Annotated in this window: 20 protein-coding genes and 1 pseudogene; 13 read left to right on the top strand and 8 right to left on the bottom strand. The window is 61.2% G+C overall.

The features are described 5' to 3' along the window. Nucleotides 1–32: 32 nt before the first annotated feature. Nucleotides 33–869 carry a tetratricopeptide repeat protein gene (locus FZZ92_RS06175; RefSeq protein ID WP_226399046.1) on the bottom strand — a complete coding sequence of 279 codons (837 nt, stop codon included), beginning with the start codon at nt 867–869 and terminating at the stop codon, nt 33–35. Between the two features lie 64 nt (nt 870–933). Further along, complete coding sequence (gene queG / locus FZZ92_RS06180; protein ID WP_226422802.1) at nt 934–1,899, bottom strand: tRNA epoxyqueuosine(34) reductase QueG; 966 nt, start codon at nt 1,897–1,899, stop codon at nt 934–936. A gap of 36 nt (nt 1,900–1,935) precedes the next feature. On the opposite strand from queG, the gene FZZ92_RS06185 reads away from it, so the two are divergent. From FZZ92_RS06185 to FZZ92_RS06215, 7 genes are all read left to right on the top strand, one after another. Continuing rightward, nucleotides 1,936–2,583: an HpsJ family protein gene (locus FZZ92_RS06185; RefSeq protein ID WP_226399038.1), complete on the top strand. Its 648-nt coding sequence runs from the start codon at nt 1,936–1,938 to the stop codon at nt 2,581–2,583. Nucleotides 2,584–2,633: 50 nt separating this feature from the next. Then, nucleotides 2,634–3,368, top strand: coding sequence for a DUF502 domain-containing protein (locus tag FZZ92_RS06190; protein WP_115024716.1), 735 nt, complete (start codon nt 2,634–2,636; stop codon nt 3,366–3,368). Nucleotides 3,369–3,371: 3 nt separating this feature from the next. Next, the gene (gene nusB, locus FZZ92_RS06195) at nt 3,372–4,007 is read left to right on the top strand and encodes a transcription antitermination factor NusB (RefSeq protein ID WP_115024717.1); all 636 of its coding nucleotides are present in this window, start codon (nt 3,372–3,374) and stop codon (nt 4,005–4,007) included. Further along, nucleotides 4,007–5,566, top strand: coding sequence for a signal recognition particle-docking protein FtsY (gene ftsY, locus FZZ92_RS06200; protein WP_226422803.1), 1,560 nt, complete (start codon nt 4,007–4,009; stop codon nt 5,564–5,566). Before nusB ends, ftsY begins: the two co-directional genes overlap by 1 nt. 35 nt (nt 5,567–5,601) lie before the next feature. Beyond that, nucleotides 5,602–7,014, top strand: a complete 1,413-nt coding sequence (locus tag FZZ92_RS06205) for a PP2C family protein-serine/threonine phosphatase (RefSeq protein ID WP_166016036.1) — start codon at nt 5,602–5,604, stop codon at nt 7,012–7,014. Nucleotides 7,015–7,042: 28 nt separating this feature from the next. After that, nucleotides 7,043–8,461 (top strand): argininosuccinate lyase, encoded by a 1,419-nt coding sequence (argH, locus tag FZZ92_RS06210; RefSeq protein ID WP_226399045.1) that lies wholly within the window; start codon nt 7,043–7,045, stop codon nt 8,459–8,461. A gap of 126 nt (nt 8,462–8,587) precedes the next feature. Continuing rightward, on the top strand, nt 8,588–9,067 hold the full coding sequence (locus FZZ92_RS06215) for an RNA-binding protein (protein WP_226422804.1): 480 nt from the start codon (nt 8,588–8,590) through the stop codon (nt 9,065–9,067). Nucleotides 9,068–9,080: 13 nt separating this feature from the next. Here FZZ92_RS06215 and dusA read toward each other — a convergent pair whose 3' ends face one another. Further along, nucleotides 9,081–10,076, bottom strand: a complete 996-nt coding sequence (gene dusA / locus FZZ92_RS06220; protein ID WP_226422805.1) for a tRNA dihydrouridine(20/20a) synthase DusA — start codon at nt 10,074–10,076, stop codon at nt 9,081–9,083. 40 nt (nt 10,077–10,116) lie between these two features. Here dusA and msrB point away from each other — a divergent pair, with 40 nt between their 5' ends. Both msrB and FZZ92_RS06230 read left to right on the top strand, forming a co-directional pair. Continuing rightward, the gene (msrB, locus tag FZZ92_RS06225) at nt 10,117–10,620 is read left to right on the top strand and encodes a peptide-methionine (R)-S-oxide reductase MsrB (protein WP_226422877.1); all 504 of its coding nucleotides are present in this window, start codon (nt 10,117–10,119) and stop codon (nt 10,618–10,620) included. Beyond that, nucleotides 10,592–11,860: an NAD(P)/FAD-dependent oxidoreductase gene (locus FZZ92_RS06230; protein WP_226398947.1), complete on the top strand. Its 1,269-nt coding sequence runs from the start codon at nt 10,592–10,594 to the stop codon at nt 11,858–11,860. The genes msrB and FZZ92_RS06230 overlap by 29 nt, the downstream gene beginning before the upstream one ends. On the opposite strand, the pseudogene FZZ92_RS06235 reads toward FZZ92_RS06230, so the two are convergent. Continuing rightward, nucleotides 11,835–12,425, bottom strand: a pseudogene (locus FZZ92_RS06235) (type II secretion system F family protein); the annotation flags it as partial. The gene FZZ92_RS06230 and the pseudogene FZZ92_RS06235 sit on opposite strands and share 26 nt — an antisense overlap. After that, nucleotides 12,409–12,717, bottom strand: coding sequence for a hypothetical protein (locus FZZ92_RS06240; protein ID WP_226422806.1), 309 nt, complete (start codon nt 12,715–12,717; stop codon nt 12,409–12,411). The pseudogene FZZ92_RS06235 and the gene FZZ92_RS06240, both read right to left, overlap by 17 nt. Before the next feature lie 90 nt (nt 12,718–12,807). Here FZZ92_RS06240 and grpE point away from each other — a divergent pair, with 90 nt between their 5' ends. The 4 genes from grpE to rsgA are packed head-to-tail and all read left to right on the top strand — an operon-like array spanning nt 12,808 to nt 15,740. Continuing rightward, nucleotides 12,808–13,473, top strand: coding sequence for a nucleotide exchange factor GrpE (grpE, locus tag FZZ92_RS06245; protein ID WP_226398943.1), 666 nt, complete (start codon nt 12,808–12,810; stop codon nt 13,471–13,473). After that, nucleotides 13,473–14,609 (top strand): molecular chaperone DnaJ, encoded by a 1,137-nt coding sequence (gene dnaJ, locus FZZ92_RS06250; protein ID WP_226398942.1) that lies wholly within the window; start codon nt 13,473–13,475, stop codon nt 14,607–14,609. The genes grpE and dnaJ overlap by 1 nt, the downstream gene beginning before the upstream one ends. Then, nucleotides 14,606–14,833, top strand: coding sequence for a sulfurtransferase TusA family protein (locus tag FZZ92_RS06255; protein ID WP_115094689.1), 228 nt, complete (start codon nt 14,606–14,608; stop codon nt 14,831–14,833). Before dnaJ ends, FZZ92_RS06255 begins: the two co-directional genes overlap by 4 nt. Next, nucleotides 14,826–15,740: a ribosome small subunit-dependent GTPase A gene (rsgA, locus tag FZZ92_RS06260; RefSeq protein WP_370629843.1), complete on the top strand. Its 915-nt coding sequence runs from the start codon at nt 14,826–14,828 to the stop codon at nt 15,738–15,740. Before FZZ92_RS06255 ends, rsgA begins: the two co-directional genes overlap by 8 nt. Here the strand turns inward: rsgA and FZZ92_RS06265 are convergent. The 3 genes from FZZ92_RS06265 to murC are packed head-to-tail and all read right to left on the bottom strand — an operon-like array spanning nt 15,715 to nt 18,389. Continuing rightward, nucleotides 15,715–16,056 (bottom strand): YbaB/EbfC family nucleoid-associated protein, encoded by a 342-nt coding sequence (locus tag FZZ92_RS06265; RefSeq protein ID WP_115024729.1) that lies wholly within the window; start codon nt 16,054–16,056, stop codon nt 15,715–15,717. The genes rsgA and FZZ92_RS06265 overlap by 26 nt on opposite strands. Before the next feature lie 24 nt (nt 16,057–16,080). After that, entirely contained in the window at nt 16,081–16,983 is a 903-nt protein-coding gene (gene murB / locus FZZ92_RS06270; protein ID WP_115024730.1) for a UDP-N-acetylmuramate dehydrogenase, read from the bottom strand. Beyond that, nucleotides 16,980–18,389, bottom strand: a complete 1,410-nt coding sequence (gene murC / locus FZZ92_RS06275; protein ID WP_226398941.1) for a UDP-N-acetylmuramate--L-alanine ligase — start codon at nt 18,387–18,389, stop codon at nt 16,980–16,982. Before murC ends, murB begins: the two co-directional genes overlap by 4 nt. Between the last annotated feature and the right edge of the window lie 152 nt (nt 18,390–18,541).

Here is an 18,541-nt window from a genome sequence, read left to right on the forward strand (position 1 = left end):
CTCCGACCGGAAGGCGCTCAGCCTACAGATGATCACTGGCTTTTCTTCCACGTTGCGTTGGCTTGGGCCCGTTCAACAATGTTGGTGAGCTCCGGCTCACCGAGCAATTGTGCCGTCGCTTCACGGATGCGACGACCCCAGAGCTGTTCCGCTTGGTGCAATGGCAAGACGTAGTTGGGGTTTTGGGCCAGTGCTGTTGATGCCAGCTGGATCGCTTCTGTCTGCTCACCTTGTTGGTGCAGAGCTGCGGCCAGAGCCAGCATGGGTTCTGCATTGGCCTCCAGCTTCAACACCCGGCGCCAGCGACGCACGGCTTCTTGATGCTGGCCTAGCTCATAGAGAACCAGCGCTTGGTTGTTCAGGGCTTCCCAGAACGCCGGTTTCAGTGCCGTGGCTTTTTCAAACGACTCCAGTGCCAGTGGCAGTTCGTTCTGCATGATCCTGGCGTTGCCGAGGTCGAAATAGGCCGCAGCATTCTTCGGATCCAACTGAAGTCCGCGGGCAATCAAAGGCACAGCGTCATCCGGTCGCTCTGCCCGCAGGGCGATCGCTGCTTCGGCAAACCAGAGGCCAGCTTTCTCGGGATTCAGTTCCTTGGCGCGGGCCAGAGACCGGCTCGCATCCTTGAGGTCGTTGTTGCGGAGTTGCGCCTCCGCCAGGATCGACCAGAACCGTTCGTCATTCGGATTGAGCCGAACCGCCAGAGCCGCGAGTCGAGCCGCATCTTTGGCCTGCCCTAGCTGCAGCAACTGAGCAGCAGTCCGTCCGATGCCGATCGATGAACCTTTGAGCTCCTCTTCGGTGGGCAGATAGACGTAGGGAATGAGGGCGTTGGCTGCCGGCGCGCCGAACCAACCGCCGAGGACCATCAGTGCAGCCGCCAGCGTTCGACTGAAGCGAATTCGACGCAGCACTGGTTCGTTGTTGGAGTGGCTAAAGCGTAGGTGTGGGATCCGGTTGTGCTGCAGCGGCATTGCGGCGCCACATCCAGGGTTTAATCCGCCGCAATGCCGACCCTCGCAGGTTCTGGTCCCAGACCTTGTCATCCCAGTGCTGGACGTCGTTCCGGTGCAGGTTCAGCAGCCACGGGCGCGGCTGCACATCGGGATCGTTGCTGTGGGGCAATGTCCGATGGTTCCAGGGGCAGACGTCTTGGCAGATGTCACACCCCGCCACCCACGGCCCAAGGGCAGCGCGAATGCTCTCCGGTAGAGCCTCCGCTCGGTTTTCGATTGTGTGAAAGGCCAGGCAGCGCCTTGCATCCACCACAAAAGGTTCACGGATCGCATCCGTCGGGCATGCATCCATGCAGGCGGTGCAGCGTCCACAGAGGCTTCGCGCTGGTGGGTCGGCGTCCAGGGGCTCGGTGGTCAGGAGATGGCCGATCACCATCCACGAGCCCCGTTGGGGGTGAATCAGATTGCTGTGCTTGCCGATCCAGCCCAGCCCGGCTTCCTCGGCCCAGGCCTTGTCCAGCAGCGGTGCAGCGTCAACACAGGCTCGCCAGCCACATTCGGGCCGCTGTTCAGATAGCCAACGACCAATCCTCCGGAGCCGTTGATCAACAACACGGTGGTAGTCCCGTCCCCAGCCATAGCGGGCGACCTTGAGGGATCCGGGGGAGGGTTGGTCGTTGACGTAATAGTTGAGGCCGACGGCAAGCACGCTGCTGAGTCCTTCCAACAGAAGTGTTGGATCTCGACGTCGGGGGGCTGCCATCCAGGCCATGTCGGCCTGATGCCCATGGTCCAACCAACGCTGTAGGGCTTCCGTACGCAGCTGCAGCCGTGGACTTCCCGGGATCCTGGCAATCCCAACAGGATTGAAGCCCTCCTCGGCGGCGCGGCGCTTCAGGGCCTGACTTAACCGCGTCTGTTGATCGGTGACATGCCCTTGCATCGACCTTAGTGTTGGGCGCTATTAAGCATCTTCTTTGTGACCGGCACCGAGACAGGACGATTTGCACCCTTGCTGCGGTGGCTCGGCTTGACCCTTGTGGTGATCCTCGTGTTGCAGATGGTGGCTGTTTTGGTGGGCGTCGACTGGAGCGCGGATGCTCCCCGCCCGCAGGTCACCGGCCCCCTGGTGGCCCTGGCTCCTCTGGGTTTTGCCGGTTTGCTGATCTGCCTGATTGGGTCCCGGCTGGATCACCCTCAGCAGCAGCGCAGTCCTCTGCGCCTGCTGGTTGCCGTTTGTTCAGCACTGTTAGCTCTCGGCATGGTGATTGCCGTTCCCATGTCGATGGATGGTGGAGCAGGTGACGTTGCCCGTTTGCGCAATCTTGAGCAGGGCCGCGAAGCCCTCAAGGATGCTCGGGCCTTCCGCGCCGATGAAGCGCAGGTGACGTCCCTGGGTGAGCAGCTGGCCCAGGCTGGTCAACTCGCTGCGGATGCCTCCGATGAGGACAAGTTGCGGGCTGCCGAAACGATGGTTGACGATCAGATCGCACAGATGGAGAAGCAACTCAAGACCGTTGAGGCCGGCCAGACACGCGAATCCAGGCAGAGGTTCATTGGTGGAACCATCAATGCTGTGGTCCTCGCCGTCGCTTTTGTGCTCCTTGCTTTCACGGCAGTGCTCTGACCGCTGGTTAGGTTGGTCAGACTTCATTCAAAGCTGGGCGCAGAGGCTCCTTGGTCCAGTCCAATCCCAGACCTGATCTGCCGCTGTCCGCAAGGCTTCGGCAGGATCTGAAGAACGACCTGATCGCAGGGTTGCTCGTGGTGATCCCACTCGCGACCACGATCTGGTTGTCAACAATCGTCAGTCGCTTCGTTCTGGCGTTCTTGACCTCGATCCCGAAGCAGTTCAATCCCTTCATCACCCTGAACCCACTGCTTCAGGATCTGATCAATCTGGCTCTCGGTCTCACGGTGCCTCTGATGGGCATCCTCCTGATCGGATTAATGGCCCGAAATATCGTTGGCCGCTGGCTGTTGGAGTTCGGTGAAGGCACCCTGAGCCGGATCCCCCTCGCTGGGTCGGTTTACAAGACCCTGAAGCAGTTACTGGAGACCTTTCTTCGCGACAACTCCACCCGGTTCCGTCGAGTTGTTCTGGTGGAGTACCCAAGAGAGGGGTTATTCAGCGTCGGTTTTGTGACCGGTGAGGTGGGTCCCTCGCTGCAGTCCGATCTGAAGGAGCCTCTTTTAAGTGTGTTCATTCCCACCGCTCCGAATCCAACCACCGGTTGGTACACCCTTGTTCCTGCGGGGTCCGTCCGGGAGCTTGAGATCAGTGTTGAAGAGGCCTTCCGAACGATCATTTCTGCTGGCATCGTCAACCCCGATGATCGGGAAGCACCCGTGAATCGAAGTTTCTCCAGCCTCATGGCCCAGTTGCGGGCTTCTGCATCTCCTTCCAGCTGAGTCATGGCGACACGATCTCTTTCACGCGAGCTAGCTCTGCTCGTGCTCGGTCAGGTGCCGGAACAGAAGTCAGCCTCAGTGGCTGATTTGGCCCTTGATTCCATCCTTGATCAGGCCCTCGACACCCTCACCCAGCATTGGCGCGAATCGCTCGATGCCAGTGCTGCAGAGCTGGAGCAGGCGCAGCAGTCATTGCTGGACAGCGAGTTGCAGCAGGGCGAAACCGGAACCCATGACGCTGTGCGCACCCATCTGCGCTCATCCTTGAGTGCGGCTGAACAGGTGCTGAACGGATTGTCCGCCAGCCTTGAGTTGCCTCGGCTGTTGTTGCTCGGGGACCAGGAGCAGATTCGCCGTGGTGCCATGGAGCGGGTTCAGAAGGTGCTGACCCAGCGCGAGGGCATCGACACACGGCTGGATCAGGTGATGGAGGGCTGGAGACTGACGCGTCTTCCGCGGATTGACCGCGACATCCTCCGGTTGGCTGTTGTTGATCTTGAAAGCCTGCGAACTCCAGCCCCGGTGGCGTTTAACGAAGCGGTTGAACTGGCCAACCGTTACAGCGATGAGCAGGGTCGCCGGATGATTAACGGTGTCTTGCGCCGGTTTCATGACGCTCAATCCAAAGCATCAGCCTGATGGTGTTCAACTGGTTCGAACGACAGGCTGAGGAGTCTCCGAAGCCAGAGCCGACGCCCACCCCGGCGCCTACATCGGAGCCGTCTCCTGCCCCGGAGCCCACGTCGGTTTCTTCTGAAGTTGCTGTCACCCAACCAGAGCCGACCCCAGCTCCTGAAGTCAACGAGGAGGAAGATGAGGCCCTGGCTTGGGCCCGTGAGGCTTACGCCCGCTTGAAGGCACAGCAGCAGGCCGCGACGCCTCCAGCTGAAGCTGTCCCCGAGCCCACTCCTGAGCCGAGTCCCGAACCAACCCTGGCACCAACCCCGGTACCAACCCCGGTACCGGCACCGGTATCCCTACCGACTCCGTCCCCGCTACCGAGTCAGCCACCAACCCAGGCGCCGTCCCCAACACCAGCACAAGGGCTGTCGTTGCTGGAGCAAGCCGCGGCTCAACGCCAGCAGCGTCAGCAGGATCTGGACAACAGAGCCTTCGAGGCTCCCCCTGCACCCACTCCGGCTCCAGCGCCCGAGCCCACCGTCGACTCGGATGAGCCACGGCTGGGTGACTTTGATCAGGATTTCACCTGGTCGGCTGAGGTGCTTGCGGCCCAGGGCCGTCGTGTCGATCAGGTTTCCCTCGAGGAAATTGATTGGTTGGGCCGGCTTCGCCGCGGCCTCGAGAAGACCCGTCAGGGTTTTGTGACCGGTCTTCTCGAGAACCTTGGTGACGATCCGCTGACGCCTGAGGTTCTCGACGATCTCGAAACCTTGTTGTTGAGGGCTGATGCTGGCGTCCAGGCCACTGATCAGGTGCTGGATGCCTTGCGGCAGCGGATGAATCAGGAGGTGGTTGACCCTCAAGAAGGGATTCGCTTCCTCAAAGAACAGCTGCGTGGCCTGTTGGATGCGCCCATTCAGGCCAGTGGTGTTCCCCTTCTGGCTCCGGAACGGGATCGCCTCAACATCTGGTTGATGGTGGGGGTGAATGGCGTTGGCAAGACAACGACCCTTGGGAAATTGGCCAACCTCGCTGTTCGCAGCGGTTATTCGGCTTTGATCGCGGCCGCAGATACCTTCCGTGCTGCTGCTGTCCAGCAAGTTGAGATCTGGGGCGAGCGCAGCGATGTCCCCGTGGTTTCGAACCCCAGCAGCAATGCGGATCCAGCTGCCGTTGTGTTCGATGCCATCGGTGCGGCCCGTTCGCGGGGGTCGGATCTGCTGCTGGTGGACACGGCCGGACGGCTGCAGACCAAGCACAACCTGATGGAGGAACTCCAAAAAGTCAGGAAGATCATCGACCGTTTGGCGCCGGAGGCGAAGGTCGAATCGTTGCTGGTTCTTGATGCAAGCCAGGGTCAGAACGGGCTTCGTCAGGCCATGGCTTTTGCTGAGGCGGCCGGGCTCACTGGCGTTGTGATCACGAAACTGGACGGCACAGCCCGTGGAGGCGTGGCTCTGGCGGTTTCGTCTGAGGCTGGCTTGCCGATTCGTTTTATTGGCGCTGGTGAGGGGATTCGCGATTTGCGCCCCTTCAACAGTTTTGAATTCATTGAGGCTCTGCTGGCTGGACGCTGAAGCGTTGCTACCTTGCGGATCCCGGTGGTGCGAGGTTGAGCAGCAAGCCGCCCGGACGTCATCCCAGGCCCTCGCAGCGGACCGGGAATCCTTCGCCCCAGGCGATCGACTCGTTGCGTCAGCTTTTTGACAGCCTCAGCAGCGAACAGCGCCGCAACCAGGACCTGTTGGTCTCCTTGGGGTTTGCTCTGCGCAGCTTCACCAATCTCCAACGCTTTCTTGAGCTTGTGCCTGTCGTGGCCTCGCGTCTGGTGGGGGTTGAGGGTGCCCTGCTGGTTCCGTTTCAGACGGATGGTCGCCTCTGGCGTGATCAGTTGCAGGGTATTCCGGTGGAGCCTTCACAGGATCTGTTGCGGCGGCTGGCTGCTTTTGAACCTGGGTCTGCAGCAGGGTTTGGCAGCGACGACCAGCAGGTGCTGGCGCTTGATCGTCTGGTCCAACGCTGCCTTCCCAAAGCGGGTCTGTTTGCCACGTCTGTGACGGCCCGTGGTCGGTCGCGGGGCCGCCTTTACGTCTATGCCCGCAACGGTTCATTGGTCTGGACCGAGGTGCATCGTCGGCATGTCCAGTTAGTGGCGGATCTCGCTGGTGTTGCGATCGAAAACGATCAGATGCTGCAGGATGCCCGCCGTCATGAGCGGGTTGACCGACAACTAAGCATCGGAGCAGAGATTCAGGCCCAGTTGTTGCCGGATCGGTGCCCCGTGATCGAGGGCGTCGACTTGGCTGCGCGGTGCCGGCCTGCTTTTCAGGTGGGCGGTGATTACTACGACTTCATTCCCACCCGTCCGGAACTGATCGGCCGTCGTCGAGAGCGGGGTCGCTGGGCGCTGGTGATGGGAGATGTCATGGGCAAAGGCGTTCCTGCCGGGCTGCTGATGACGATGTTGCGGGGGATGCTGCGTGCTGAGGTTCTCAGTGGGTTGCCGCCGGACCGGATTCTTCATGACCTCAACCAGTTGGCTCAAGAGGACCTCGCGCAATCCCACCGGTTTGTGACGCTGTTTTATTCCGATCTGGATCCGCGCACGTTGCGGTTGCGCTATGCCAACGCGGCCCATAACCCTCCCCTGCTCTGGCGTGCTGAACGACGGGTGATCATGCGGCTGGATGCCGCAGGGTTGCTGATCGGTCTTCAGCCTGAGGCTGAGTTTGCCCTTGGTGAGGTTCGGCTCGAACCGGGAGACGTGTTGCTCTATTACACCGATGGCGTGACGGAAGCACCGGGGATCACCGGAGATCGTTTTGATGAGGCGCGGCTGATTCGTGCCCTTGAAACGGCATGTCGCAGTGGTCAGGGGGCGCAGGGGATTCTTGAAAGCCTGTTTGAACGCTTGGACCGCTTTGTGGGTTCGGATCGCCAGCTGGAGGATGACGCTTCCCTTGTGGTGCTGAAGGTTCCGGAAGCGGTCACGTTGCCGAGCGTGCAGGGACGGTCAATCGCCTGACAAGCTGAGGAAATTGACGGATGAACTGATGGCTGGTGGGGTGACCGGTGGTGCTGCAGGGACCTGGAGCGATCGTTTTGAGCAGGGTTTGCATCCCTTCATCGAGGCGTTCAATGCCTCCATCGGTTTTGACCTGACGTTGCTTCAGGAGGATCTGGATGGATCGATCGCCCATGCCCGGATGTTGGCTGGCGCGGGAGTGATCACCGAGGCGGAAGCTGAGCAACTGGTGGAGGGCCTTGAGACAGTTCGTGCTGAGGCGGCGTCCGGCAGTTTTCAGCCCGGTTTGGAGGATGAGGATGTTCACTTCGCTGTGGAACGTCGCCTCATTGCTCTGCTGGGTCCAGTGGGCAAGAAGCTGCACACCGGACGCAGCCGCAACGATCAGGTCGGTACCGATTTACGGCTCTGGCTGCGGCGACGGCTGGATGGTCTGGATCAGGATCTGCAGCGGTTGCAGGGCGCGCTGCTGACCCAGGCGGATCGTCATCGCCGCACGATGATCCCCGGGTACACCCATCTGCAGCGGGCGCAACCGCTCTGTCTCGCCCATCACCTCCTCGCCTACGTCGAGATGTTGGAGCGCGACCGTGAGCGGCTCCAGGATGTGCGGAAACGTGTGAACATCTGCCCGCTTGGGGCTGCTGCACTGGCGGGTACACCGGTGCCGATTGATCGCCAGCGCACGGCGAAGGAACTGGGTTTCTCAGCGGTTTACGCCAACAGCCTTGATGCTGTCAGCGACCGTGATTTCTGCGTTGAGTTCTCTGCTGCTGCGTCCCTGGTGATGGTGCATCTGAGCCGTCTGGCGGAGGAGGTGATCGCCTGGGCGTCGGAGGAATTCGGTTTTGTGCGTCTCAGTGATCGTTGTGCCACCGGCAGCAGCCTCATGCCTCAGAAGAAAAATCCAGATGTTCCCGAATTGGTGCGGGGCAAAACCGGTCGTGTCTTCGGGCACTTGCAGGGGTTGTTAACCATGATCAAGGGTCTTCCACTGGCCTACAACAAGGATTTTCAGGAAGACAAGGAGGCCCTGTTTGATGCCTTCCGCACAACGCGTGATTGTGTTGAGGCGATGGCGATTTTGTTTGAGGAAGGCCTTGATTTCAGAGTTGAGCGCCTTAATGAAGCGGTGGAGCAGGACTTTTCCAATGCAACCGATGTGGCCGACTATCTGGTGTCTCGTGGTGTTCCATTTCGCGAGGCCTATCAATTGGTTGGCGCTGTCGTTCGGCGCTGTCTCGAGCAGGATTGTTTGTTGCGTGACCTTGATCTGAGTGCCTGGAAGGAACTCCATCCGGCCTTTGAGGCGGATCTGCATGACGCCCTGGCTCCCCGGGCGGTTGTGGCTGCTCGTCGCAGTGAAGGGGGAACGGGATTTGAGCGTGTTGATGAACAGCTTCAGCGCTGGTTACAGCGTTACAACGGAAGTCAAGCGGTGGGATGACTCTCCCCCATAAACGGGTCTACGATTAATTAGCCAGAGGTATGTCACTTCGTTCCGGAGTCATGGCCCGATGGCAATATTCCAGGCCTCTTCGGTCCACTGTTTCGTACCCGGTCCACGCAAAACGTGAGCATTTTTGTCGGCAACCTTCCCTTCCGCGCTGAGCAGGAAGATGTGATTGAACTGTTTGCCCAGTTCGGTGAAGTGTCTAACTGTGCGTTGCCCCTCGAGCGGGATACGGGCCGCAAGCGTGGTTTTGCGTTCATCGAGATGGCGGATGAGTCCACCGAAGACGCAGCGATTGAAGGTCTTCAGGGTGTGGAACTGATGGGCCGTCCTCTGCGGATCAACAAAGCTGAACCCCGGGGCAGTGCTCCCCGTCGTGGCGGCGGTGGTGGCTACGGCGGCGGCGGTGGTGGCGGCGGCTACGGCGGCGGTGGTGGTGGTGATCGCCCCTCCGGAGCTCGCGGCTGGGAAGATCGCAGCTATGGAGCCCGCGACAACAGTGGAGAAGGCAATGCCTACGACGAAGGCCGCAGCCGTCGTCGCCGTGGATCCTCCAGTGGTGGTGATGACTATTCCGGTTACGGCGGAGCTCAGGGCTGACGCCAGTCGTTGATCAGAGTCCTGCGTCCTTGAGCTGTTGCCCGGCATGGACCAGGACACTGAGGTCGGCTCCGGGTCGCTGGGCTTTCTCTCCCAGCTCCCGGCGCCAGTGCCGGGCACCACGGACGCCTTCCACGAGCTGCACAAGGTGACGGCAAAGGTCCCATAAACGTCCTCCTCGCTCCAGATGAGCGGCCGCATGGGGAAGCAGGCCGTCCACGACGTCTGACGCCAGGATCTGGCGTTCTTCTTCTCCGAAGATCAAGGCATCGACGCTGGTCCAGCGCAGGGGATGGCTATAAGCGGCTCGCCCCACCATGGCGCCATCGCACCCTTCCAGCGCCAAAAGGCAGTCTTCAGGTGACTCCAGCCCCCCATTGAGTTCAATCATCAGATCGGGTCGGCGCTGCTTTAGGGCATGAACGCGGTCATGCCTGAGCGCAGGAATCGTTCTGTTTTGCTTGGGATCCAGGCCCTCCAGCCAGGCCTTACGCGCATGAACAGCGAAGCGGCTGGCCCCTGCCAGCGCCACACGATCCACAAAGTTCGTCAGCAACGCGTCGCTGTCGAGGTCGTCAATTCCAATCCGATGCTTCACGGTCACAGGGAGTCCCCCCGCGTCCACCATGGCTTCCACGCAGCGGGCGACCAGATCCGGTTCCGCCATTAGACAGGCTCCGAAATTGCCGGCCTGCACTTTCTGACTGGGACAGCCCACATTGAGGTTGATCTCGTCGTAGCCCCAGTCCTGAGCCAGTCGTGCGGCTTCGGCCAGCAGGGCTGGATCGTCGCCGCCTACCTGCAGTGCGATCGGATGTTCAACAGGATCGAAATCCAGCAGCTTGTTGCGTCGCTTGCTGTGGTGCAGCGCCTGGGCCACGACCATTTCGCTGTAAAGCAGAGCTCTGCGGCTGATCTGCCGCATCAGCACCCGGAAGTGGCGGTCGGTGCAATCCAGCATCGGCGCCACACTGAAGCGGTAGGCAGCGGTGGATCCGGCGACGGTCATCAATCCATTAGAACCGCTCGAGATTCCCGCGTCAGCATTGATGAGCTTGAGTGCCGCCGTTCTGTCCCGTCGATCGCTGCTGTTGGCGGCGATAGCAGGTGTTTTTGGCAGTCTCTGGAGACCTCAGGCCGTGCTGGCAGCGTCTAAAGCTGGCGATTCTTCATGGGATCTGGATGCGGACCAGTGGCGTGAGCGCTTGTCTCCCCAGGCCTATGACGTGCTTCGCAATGAGGGAACAGAACGCCCCTTCACCAGCCCGCTTAATGGGGAGAAGCGTTCCGGCACTTATCACTGCGCAGGTTGTGATGCGGCGCTGTTTTCCTCGGAGGCGAAGTTCGACAGCGGCACCGGCTGGCCCAGCTTTTGGCAGCCCCTGGATGGTGCCATCGCCACGAAAGTAGATTTCAAATTGATCCTGCCGCGCACGGAATACCACTGCAGTCGCTGCGGTGGGCACCAGGGCCACGTGTTCAATGACGGACCTCGACCCACCGGCAAGCGCTACTGCAACAACGGTGTCGCCCTCCGCTTCCAGCCCGCTTGATCTGATCGTCGTTGGCGGTGGACCTGCCGGATACATGGCAGCGATCACGGCTGCCGAGCAGGGGCTACAACGTGTGCTGATTCTCGAAGGCACCCCAGAGCCGCTCCAGAAGGTGCGCATCAGCGGCGGCGGTCGCTGCAATGTGACCCATGCCTGCTGGGACCCCCGTGAACTAGCCACCCATTACCCCCGTGGCAGTCGACCCTTGCGGGGCCCCTTCAGCCGCTTCGCTTGCGGTGATGCGATCGCTTGGTTTGACGAGCATGGGCTCACGCTGGTGGAGGAACCCGATGGACGGATGTTCCCGCAGCAGAACCGTTCCGAGGTAGTGATCCAGTGTCTGCAGAAGGCGGCAAGGGCGTCTGGTGTTCAGCTGCGTACCAAGGCGATGGTCCAGCAGGTGCGCGTTCACCCCGAGGGTGGCTTTGTGCTCGATGGCCGCGGCCTGGAGCCTATGCATGCACGCTGCTTGATGCTGGCCACGGGGGGGCATCCCAGTGGCCGAAAACTTGCGGAGGCCCTTGGCCACCAGGTGGTGCCGCCGGTGCCATCGCTGTTCAGCCTCACGCTGCAGGTGCCTGCATTGACCGCCTGCAGTGGCATTGCCATCGATGATGTGGGCCTTGATCTGAAGCTGGGCAATGAGCGTTTCCGCCAGACCGGGCGGGTGTTGATCACCCACCGCGGTCTGAGTGGTCCGGCCACGCTGCGCATCTCAGCCTTTGCCGCCAGGGCCTTGCATCAGAGCCGATACAAGGGGGAGCTGAAGCTGGATTGGAGTGCTGGGTTGGGACGATCAGGAGTGACCGATCGGTTGCAGCAATGGCGGCAAGAGCAGGCCCGGCGAACCCTTTCAGCAGCGAAGCCGTTCGAGCATCTGCCGCGGCGGCTCTGGCACGCCTTTCTGGCCATCGCTGGGGTGGAGGCTGATCGCCGTTGGGCAGACTTGCCGATCAAGACGGAGCGTCAATTGGTCGAGATCCTCTGCGCGCAGAGTGTGCCGATCCAGGGACGTGGACCCTTTGGGGAGGAGTTCGTCACCGCCGGCGGTGTCGCTTTGGGGGACGTCAACCTGGCCACGATGGAGAGCCGCCGCTGTCCTGGTCTTTACCTGGCGGGTGAACTGCTGGATGTGGACGGGGTGACCGGCGGCTTCAACTTCCAGGCCTGCTGGAGCGGCGGTTGGTTGGCGGGCCAGGCGATGGGCGTCGCGCTCACTGAATCTGATCAAACACGGTGAACATCGGCAGGTACATCGCCAGCAGGATGGACCCCACGATGCCGCCGACCACCACAATCATTGCGGGCTCGAGCATTGAGGTGAGCGCCTTGACCATGGCTCCGACTTCGTCTTCGTAGAAGTCCGCCACCTTGCTGAGCATCTTGTCCATCTCACCGGTCTCCTCGCCGATGGCCAGCATGTTCAGCGCCATATCCGGCAGCACTTTTTGGCGGATGAGGGCATTGCTTAAAAGCACCCCTTCCTGCACCATGCTCCGCGACGCAAGGATCGCGTCGGAAATGATCGAGTTGCCGGCGGTTTCGCTCGAGATCTCCATCGACATCAGAATTGGCACACCGGCTCGGGTCAGCGAGCTGAAGATCCGACAGAACTGAGCTGTCGCCGTCATCAGAATCAGTTCACCGAAGAGTGGCAGTTTCAGCACCAGGCGATCGATCGTCCGACGGCCGTTGTGGGTGGCGTAAAACCGGCCCAATAGCCAGATCGCTAGCAGGATCACCCCTACGGCATAAAGCGCGACGGAAGAGCGCAGCAGTTCGCTCAGATCAACGAGCAGTTGGGTGCAGGCGGATTGTGCGCTGTTGTTCCGGCAGCTGATCGATCAGGTGTTGCCATTCCTGTTCTCGCCACTGGCTGGGAATCGCAATGTCGAGGTGGTCAGCATTGATTGCGATCGGCATGGCCTGGAGCACGCGCCACTGATCCGCCTGCACATCCGGTAAGGAGTTATCCAGCAGGTTGCGGCTTGCCAGCAACTGGTCCCGCCCCGGAACAGGCTGCTGCATCAACAGTTCAAGCGCGAAACGCTGCCGCGCCGTGTCGCCGGCATCAGGGGTGGGCAGCGTCAGAGTCATGGTTTGCGGCCGAGGTGCGGGCTTCCGCAGCTTGTGGGAGGTGAGCGTTGCCCTTCAACATGTCTAGACAGCAATCCCTGAGCGGTCAGCATGAGCGGCGATGCCTCCACCCCAGAGCAGGATCAGACTGTTGAGTCCGGTGCTGTTCCAGCCACCCCGGAGTCAACTCCGGATGCGTCAGAGGCAACCTCCGATCAGGCACCCGCAGCTGTTGATCCGGCGGATCGGATGCAGCAACTCGAGCAGGAGTTGACCACGCTGAAGCAGGAGCACGAGACGCTCAATGGCCAATATGTGCGCATTGCGGCGGACTTCGACAACTTCCGCAAACGACAGAGCCGCGATCAGGACGACATGCGTCAGCAGCTGGTCTGTTCGACCCTCACGGAAATTCTTCCGGTCGTCGACAACTTTGAGCGGGCCCGTCAGCAGCTCAATCCTGAAGGTGAGGAAGCTCAGGCTCTGCACCGCAGTTACCAGGGTCTGTACAAGCAATTGGTGGATGTGCTGAAGCAGCAGGGCGTGGCACGGATGGAGGTGGTCGGCCAGGAGTTCGACCCGAACTTGCATGAGGCCGTGTTGCGAGAAGAAAGCAGCGAGTTCGCTGAGGATGTGGTGTGTGAAGAGCTCCAGCGCGGTTACCACCGCGATGGACGTGTGCTGCGCCACGCGATGGTGAAGGTGTCGATGGGTCCCGGACCGTCCGATGCAGCGCCGGTTGAGGCCGCACCGGATCAGACGGCGGAGGAGGCCTGATGGCCGACTTTTATGACCTGCTCGGCGTCAGTCGGGATGTGGATCCTGACAGCCTCAAGCAGGCTTATCGCCGCATGGCGCGTCAGTACCACCCCGACATCAATAAAGATCCCGGTGCTGAGGACCGTTTCAAGGAAATTGGTCGTGCCTACGAAGTGCTGAGTGATCCGCAGAGCCGTGCCCGTTACGACCAGTTCGGTGAAGCCGGTCTTGGTGGTGCGGCTGGCGCCCCGGACATGGGGGACATGGGCGGGTTCGCTGATCTGTTCGAGACGTTTTTCCAGGGATTTGGTGGACCCGGCGGAGCCGGTGGTGGTCGGCCGCGGCGTCAGGGTCCCCAGCAGGGCGATGATCTTCGTTACGACCTAACGATCGATTTCGAGCAGGCGGTTTTCGGCCAAGAGCAGGAGATCAAGATCCCGCATCTGGAGACCTGCGACACCTGCGGCGGCAGCGGTGCCAAGGCGGGTAGTGGACCCACCACCTGCGGAACCTGCGGTGGTGTCGGGCAGGTGCGCCGTGCCACTCGGACCCCCTTCGGCAGCTTTACCCAGGTCGCCGAATGTCCCACCTGTGGTGGGACGGGCCAGGTGATTGCGGATCCTTGCGGATCCTGTGGTGGCCAGGGTGTCAAACAGGTTCGCAAGAAGCTGCGGATCAATATTCCTGCCGGGGTGGACACCGGAACACGACTTCGGGTCTCGGGCGAAGGCAATGCGGGACCCCGGGGAGGCCCGTCCGGTGACCTTTACGTCTTTCTCACCGTCCGCAATCACCCACGCCTCCAGCGGGATGGCTTGAACATCTTTTCGGAGGTGAAGGTCAGCTACCTCCAGGCAATTCTCGGCGACACGATCGAGGTGGAAACCGTGGATGGAACCAAGGAGCTGAACATCCCTGCCGGCACGCAGCCCGGCACCGTGCTCACCCTGCCGAATCACGGCATTCCCAAACTTGGCAATCCGGTGGCGCGGGGTGACCAGCGCGTGACGGTCACCGTCGATCTGCCGAAGCGGCTCAGCGATACGGAGCGGGATCTTCTGGAACAGCTGGCGGGTCACCATTCCGCTCGTGGCAAGCAGCACCACCACCACAACAGTGGATTGTTCGCTCGCTTGTTTGGTCAGAAGGGATGAGCAGGCGTTCCCTGGATTTGCGGGGAACGCCCTGTCCGGTGAATTTCATTCGCTGCAAGCTCACCCTCGAGCAGATGAGCTCCGGTGACTGTCTTGAGGTCTGTCTCGATAGAGGCGAGCCGGAGGCCATGGTCCTGCCGGGATTAAGGGATGCCGGTCATCGTGTCCAGTGCGTTGATCAAACGCCAGATGCAGTCACCATCGAGGTGATCTGTGGTGGCTGACACCAGCAGCTCCGTGGCTTCGGGGATGGTGGTGGCGCTTCAGGCCAATTACCTGGAAGTCGAGCTGGACGTCGCCCCTGCCGGATGCCCGGGGCGACTGCTCTGCACGCGCCGTACCCGATTGACCCATCGGGGGGAAGCGGTCTATGTGGGTGATCGGGTTTGCGTCGAGGCGATTGACCCGGGCCAGGCCCGCGCTGTTGTGGCCGACGTGGAGCCACGCCATAGCTTTCTGTCACGGCCACCGGTGGCCAATGTCTCGTTGGTGGCTGTGGTGTTGGCTGTGGAGCAGCCCAGTTTTGACCCTGATCAGGCCAGTCGCTTCCTGTTGACGGCGGAACGCACGGGGCTGGACGTGATCCTTCTGCTCACCAAGACAGACCTCATTTCAGCCGCAGCTCTTGAGCGGCTCGTGACCCGTTTGAAGGGGTGGGGGTATGACCCTCTGGCGCTCTGCAGTACCTCCGGAATGGGCATGGATGCCCTACGGCAACGCTTGGCTGGCGCAGAGCTCTCGGTGCTCTGTGGGCCCTCTGGGGTGGGCAAAAGCAGTCTGCTCAACCATCTGCGTCCTGATCTTCAACTTCGTACGGCTGCGGTGTCTGGACGCTTGCAGCGCGGTCGCCACACCACCCGCCACGTGGAGCTGTTTCCTCTGGGGCCCAGCGCGAGGGTGGCCGATACCCCCGGCTTCAACCGTCCTGATCTGCCGGATGATCCGCAGGAATTGGCGATCCTTTTTCCGGAGCTCCGGCAGCAACTGGATCCCTGGCCCTGCAGGTTTCGCGATTGCTTGCATCGCGGCGAGCCCGGCTGCGGCGTCTCCAGCGATTGGGAGCGCTATCCCCTCTACAAGGCTGCGTTGATTGAGCAGAGCAGCCTCAGCCGCCCATCCCGGGGAGGTTGAGGTTTAGGCCACCGGTGAGTTCCTCCATCCGGCCCTTCATCGTGGCGGTGGATTGCTCATAGGCCGCTTGCAGGGCTTCCAGGGTCGCCGCTTCGCTCGCTTGTTGACCCTCCTGCAGCAGGGCCGGGTCCAGCCGAACCCGCAGTGGTTGTTGGTTGCCCGATAGCCAGACACTGGCGCGCCCATCGTTGCTCTGGCCTTCGATCTCCATCCCGTCCAGTTCGTCCTGCAGAGCCTGAGCGTTCTGCTGAATCTCCTGGGCCTTTTTGAAGGCTTCGGTGAGTTGACCGAAATTTGGGAGTCCGAACCCTGCCATGGCGATCCTGTTGGAGTCGGAAGGCTAAGTCGCGGAAGCGAATCCCAGGCGTTTCACTTCGGGGTGAAGACGGATTCCATGCTCGGCTTCGACACGATCCTGCACCAGCTGGATGAGCCGGGCGATGTCATCCGCCTGGGCGTGGCCGGTATTGACGATGAAATTGGCGTGCATGGTTGAGATTTCTGCGCCGCCGATGCGTGTTCCCTTCAGCCCCTGCTCTTCGATCAGCCGTCCGGCCTTGAGAGGTTCGGGATTGCGGAAAACGCTGCCGCAGCTGGGCTGTTGATAGGGCTGCGTGGTGGTGCGATGGCTGAGGTTCGCGCTGGTAACGCGTTTCAGTTCGTTCGGATCGTGACCTGGTTCAAGGCGGAACCGTGCTGACAACACAACAAGGTCGTTGTCCTGGAGACGGCTGTGGCGGTAGGCGAAGTCCAATTGATCGCTCCGAAGCTCAAAGCAGTCGCCCCCATCCAGGGGCATGACCCGCACCGATTCCAACCACTCCGCGGTACAGCCCCCCTGGGCTCCTGCATTCATGACAGCAGCACCGCCTGCGGTGCCTGGGATGCCAACCGACCATTCGAGGCCGTGCAGTCCAGCGCGAGCAGCCCGTCGCGCCAGCGATGGGATCGGTTCACCGGCGAGCACCTCAACGGTCCCATCGGTTTCATCGAGTTGCAGCCCCTGAAGTTTGCGAAGACAGAGCGAGAGCCCTGGCAGGCCGTCATCGTGAATCAGCAGATTCGACCCAGCACCGATGATGCGGCAGGGAATGCCCTGTTGCGTGGCCCATTGGATCCAGGCCTGGGTTTCGTCAAGGCTGACGGGTTCCGCAAGCCATTCGGCGGCTCCTCCCACCCGCCAGGTGGTGAACTCCGCAAGGCTGACTCCGGCCTGGGGAAGGCGGGCATCGCACTGGCTCATGACGTCAGCCTTGACCACAGTCCATTCACATCGCCAGCACCCATCGCCAGGACGAGATCCTGTTCGCGGCTGTGATGCATGACCAGGTCGGTGAGTTCATCGAGGTTGTCCGCGACGGCGATTTGTAGTTCAGGCTTCATGTTGCGGATCCGTTCCGCCAGGGCGTTGCTGCAAATGCCTTGCAGGGGTTGCTCCCCTGCCGAGTAGACGGGGGCCAGCAGGAGCAGATCACAGTTCTGCAGTGCCTGGGCAAACCCATCGAGGAACTGCTGGGTGCGGCTGTAGCGATGGGGCTGGAACACCGCCAGCACGCGCTGAGGTGCTGTGGGAAGCGGACTGCGACCACTGCTCACCATCAGGCGAGCCATCTCCAGGGTTGCCTTCACTTCACTGGGGTGGTGGGCGTAGTCGTCAACGATGTGACGCCCCTTCCAGGTGCCCCGAAGATCAAATCGGCGGCCCGGTGCTTTCAGGCCAGCGAGTCCCTTAACCAACTGATCGAAGGGGAGTCCCTCCATGCGGCAGGTAGCCAGGGCGCCTGTTGCATTGCTCAGGTTGTGCAGTCCGGCCATCGGCAGGGTGAAGTCGCCGATGGGGCGGCCCGATTCGTAGAAACGCGCCACGCAGCGATCTCCCTCAAGGCTCAGAGGCAGGGCGGCGAAGTCAACGGATTCAGCGCTTTGATTGGACCACCAGGCGGTCGGCTGGAAGTGTTCTTGCAGGATCGGACAGTCGTGATTGGCCAGCACGCGATCGCAACCTTTCGCGAAGCGTTGCAGGGTTGAAATCAGGTCGTCGAGACTGGTGTAGTGATCGGTGTGATCCAGCTCCAAGTTGGTGATCACGCCCAGGCTTGGGCTGAACTTCACCAAGGATCCGTCGGATTCATCCGCCTCAGCCACAAGCAGTTTCCCCTGGCCGGCGTGGCCATTGCTGCCCAGACGGGGAACGATGCCACCTATGACAGCGGTCGGGTCTTGATCGGCTTCCAGCAGCAAGGTGGTGATCAACGTGCTGGTGGTGGTCTTGCCGTGGCTGCCGGCCACAGCGATCGAGGGTTGCTGCTCGATCAGAGCCGCCAGAAGATCGGAGCGATGCCAGATCTCTAGGCCGATCTGACGGGCACGTTGGAGCTCAGGATTGCTGTCGGGGATGGCTGTACTGATCACCACCACAGGGGAACAAGCGATCGTCGAACCCGTGACGGCGTCAATGCAGGCCTCGTTCTGCTGGCTGAAAACCTTCACCCCGAGGGTTTTCAGTTGTTGTGTTGTTGCGTTATCTCGCGGGTCTGAGCCGCTGACTGGATGACCACGGTCAACCAGGATTCGAGCCAAGGCCGACATGCCAATTCCGCCGACACCGATGAAGTGGACTGGTGTCTGACGGTCGAGCAGTCGCGGCAACTGAGGGCTTCAATCTGGGGAAAGATAGGCCAGTTGTCGCGGCTTGTCTGCCGATCTGAGGGACGGATCGAGCCGATTCAATCGAGGCAAAACAAGGTATTTCTGCCGATTTCTGTATGATCTGCGGCCAAAACCCCTGCGCGGCTTTGCCG

Source organism: Synechococcus sp. MU1611 (assembly GCF_020514255.1).
Lineage (GTDB): Bacteria > Cyanobacteriota > Cyanobacteriia > PCC-6307 > Cyanobiaceae > Parasynechococcus.

What these genes read in the sequence shown, in the direction of transcription:
- msrB (WP_226422877.1), top strand. Translation starts at nt 10,117, where the DNA reads ATGAGCTTGAGTGCCGCCGTTCTGTCCCGTCGATCGCTGCTGTTGGCG.
- FZZ92_RS06265 (WP_115024729.1), bottom strand. Translation starts at nt 16,056, where the DNA reads ATGGCAGGGTTCGGACTCCCAAATTTCGGTCAACTCACCGAAGCCTTC.
- grpE (WP_226398943.1), top strand. Translation starts at nt 12,808, where the DNA reads ATGAGCGGCGATGCCTCCACCCCAGAGCAGGATCAGACTGTTGAGTCC.
- FZZ92_RS06240 (WP_226422806.1), bottom strand. Translation starts at nt 12,717, where the DNA reads ATGACTCTGACGCTGCCCACCCCTGATGCCGGCGACACGGCGCGGCAG.
- FZZ92_RS06255 (WP_115094689.1), top strand. Translation starts at nt 14,606, where the DNA reads ATGAGCAGGCGTTCCCTGGATTTGCGGGGAACGCCCTGTCCGGTGAAT.
- murB (WP_115024730.1), bottom strand. Translation starts at nt 16,983, where the DNA reads ATGAGCCAGTGCGATGCCCGCCTTCCCCAGGCCGGAGTCAGCCTTGCG.
- argH (WP_226399045.1), top strand. Translation starts at nt 7,043, where the DNA reads ATGGCTGGTGGGGTGACCGGTGGTGCTGCAGGGACCTGGAGCGATCGT.
- dnaJ (WP_226398942.1), top strand. Translation starts at nt 13,473, where the DNA reads ATGGCCGACTTTTATGACCTGCTCGGCGTCAGTCGGGATGTGGATCCT.
- queG (WP_226422802.1), bottom strand. Translation starts at nt 1,899, where the DNA reads ATGCAAGGGCATGTCACCGATCAACAGACGCGGTTAAGTCAGGCCCTG.
- FZZ92_RS06175 (WP_226399046.1), bottom strand. Translation starts at nt 869, where the DNA reads ATGGTCCTCGGCGGTTGGTTCGGCGCGCCGGCAGCCAACGCCCTCATT.
- nusB (WP_115024717.1), top strand. Translation starts at nt 3,372, where the DNA reads ATGGCGACACGATCTCTTTCACGCGAGCTAGCTCTGCTCGTGCTCGGT.
- dusA (WP_226422805.1), bottom strand. Translation starts at nt 10,076, where the DNA reads ATGACCGTCGCCGGATCCACCGCTGCCTACCGCTTCAGTGTGGCGCCG.
- ftsY (WP_226422803.1), top strand. Translation starts at nt 4,007, where the DNA reads ATGGTGTTCAACTGGTTCGAACGACAGGCTGAGGAGTCTCCGAAGCCA.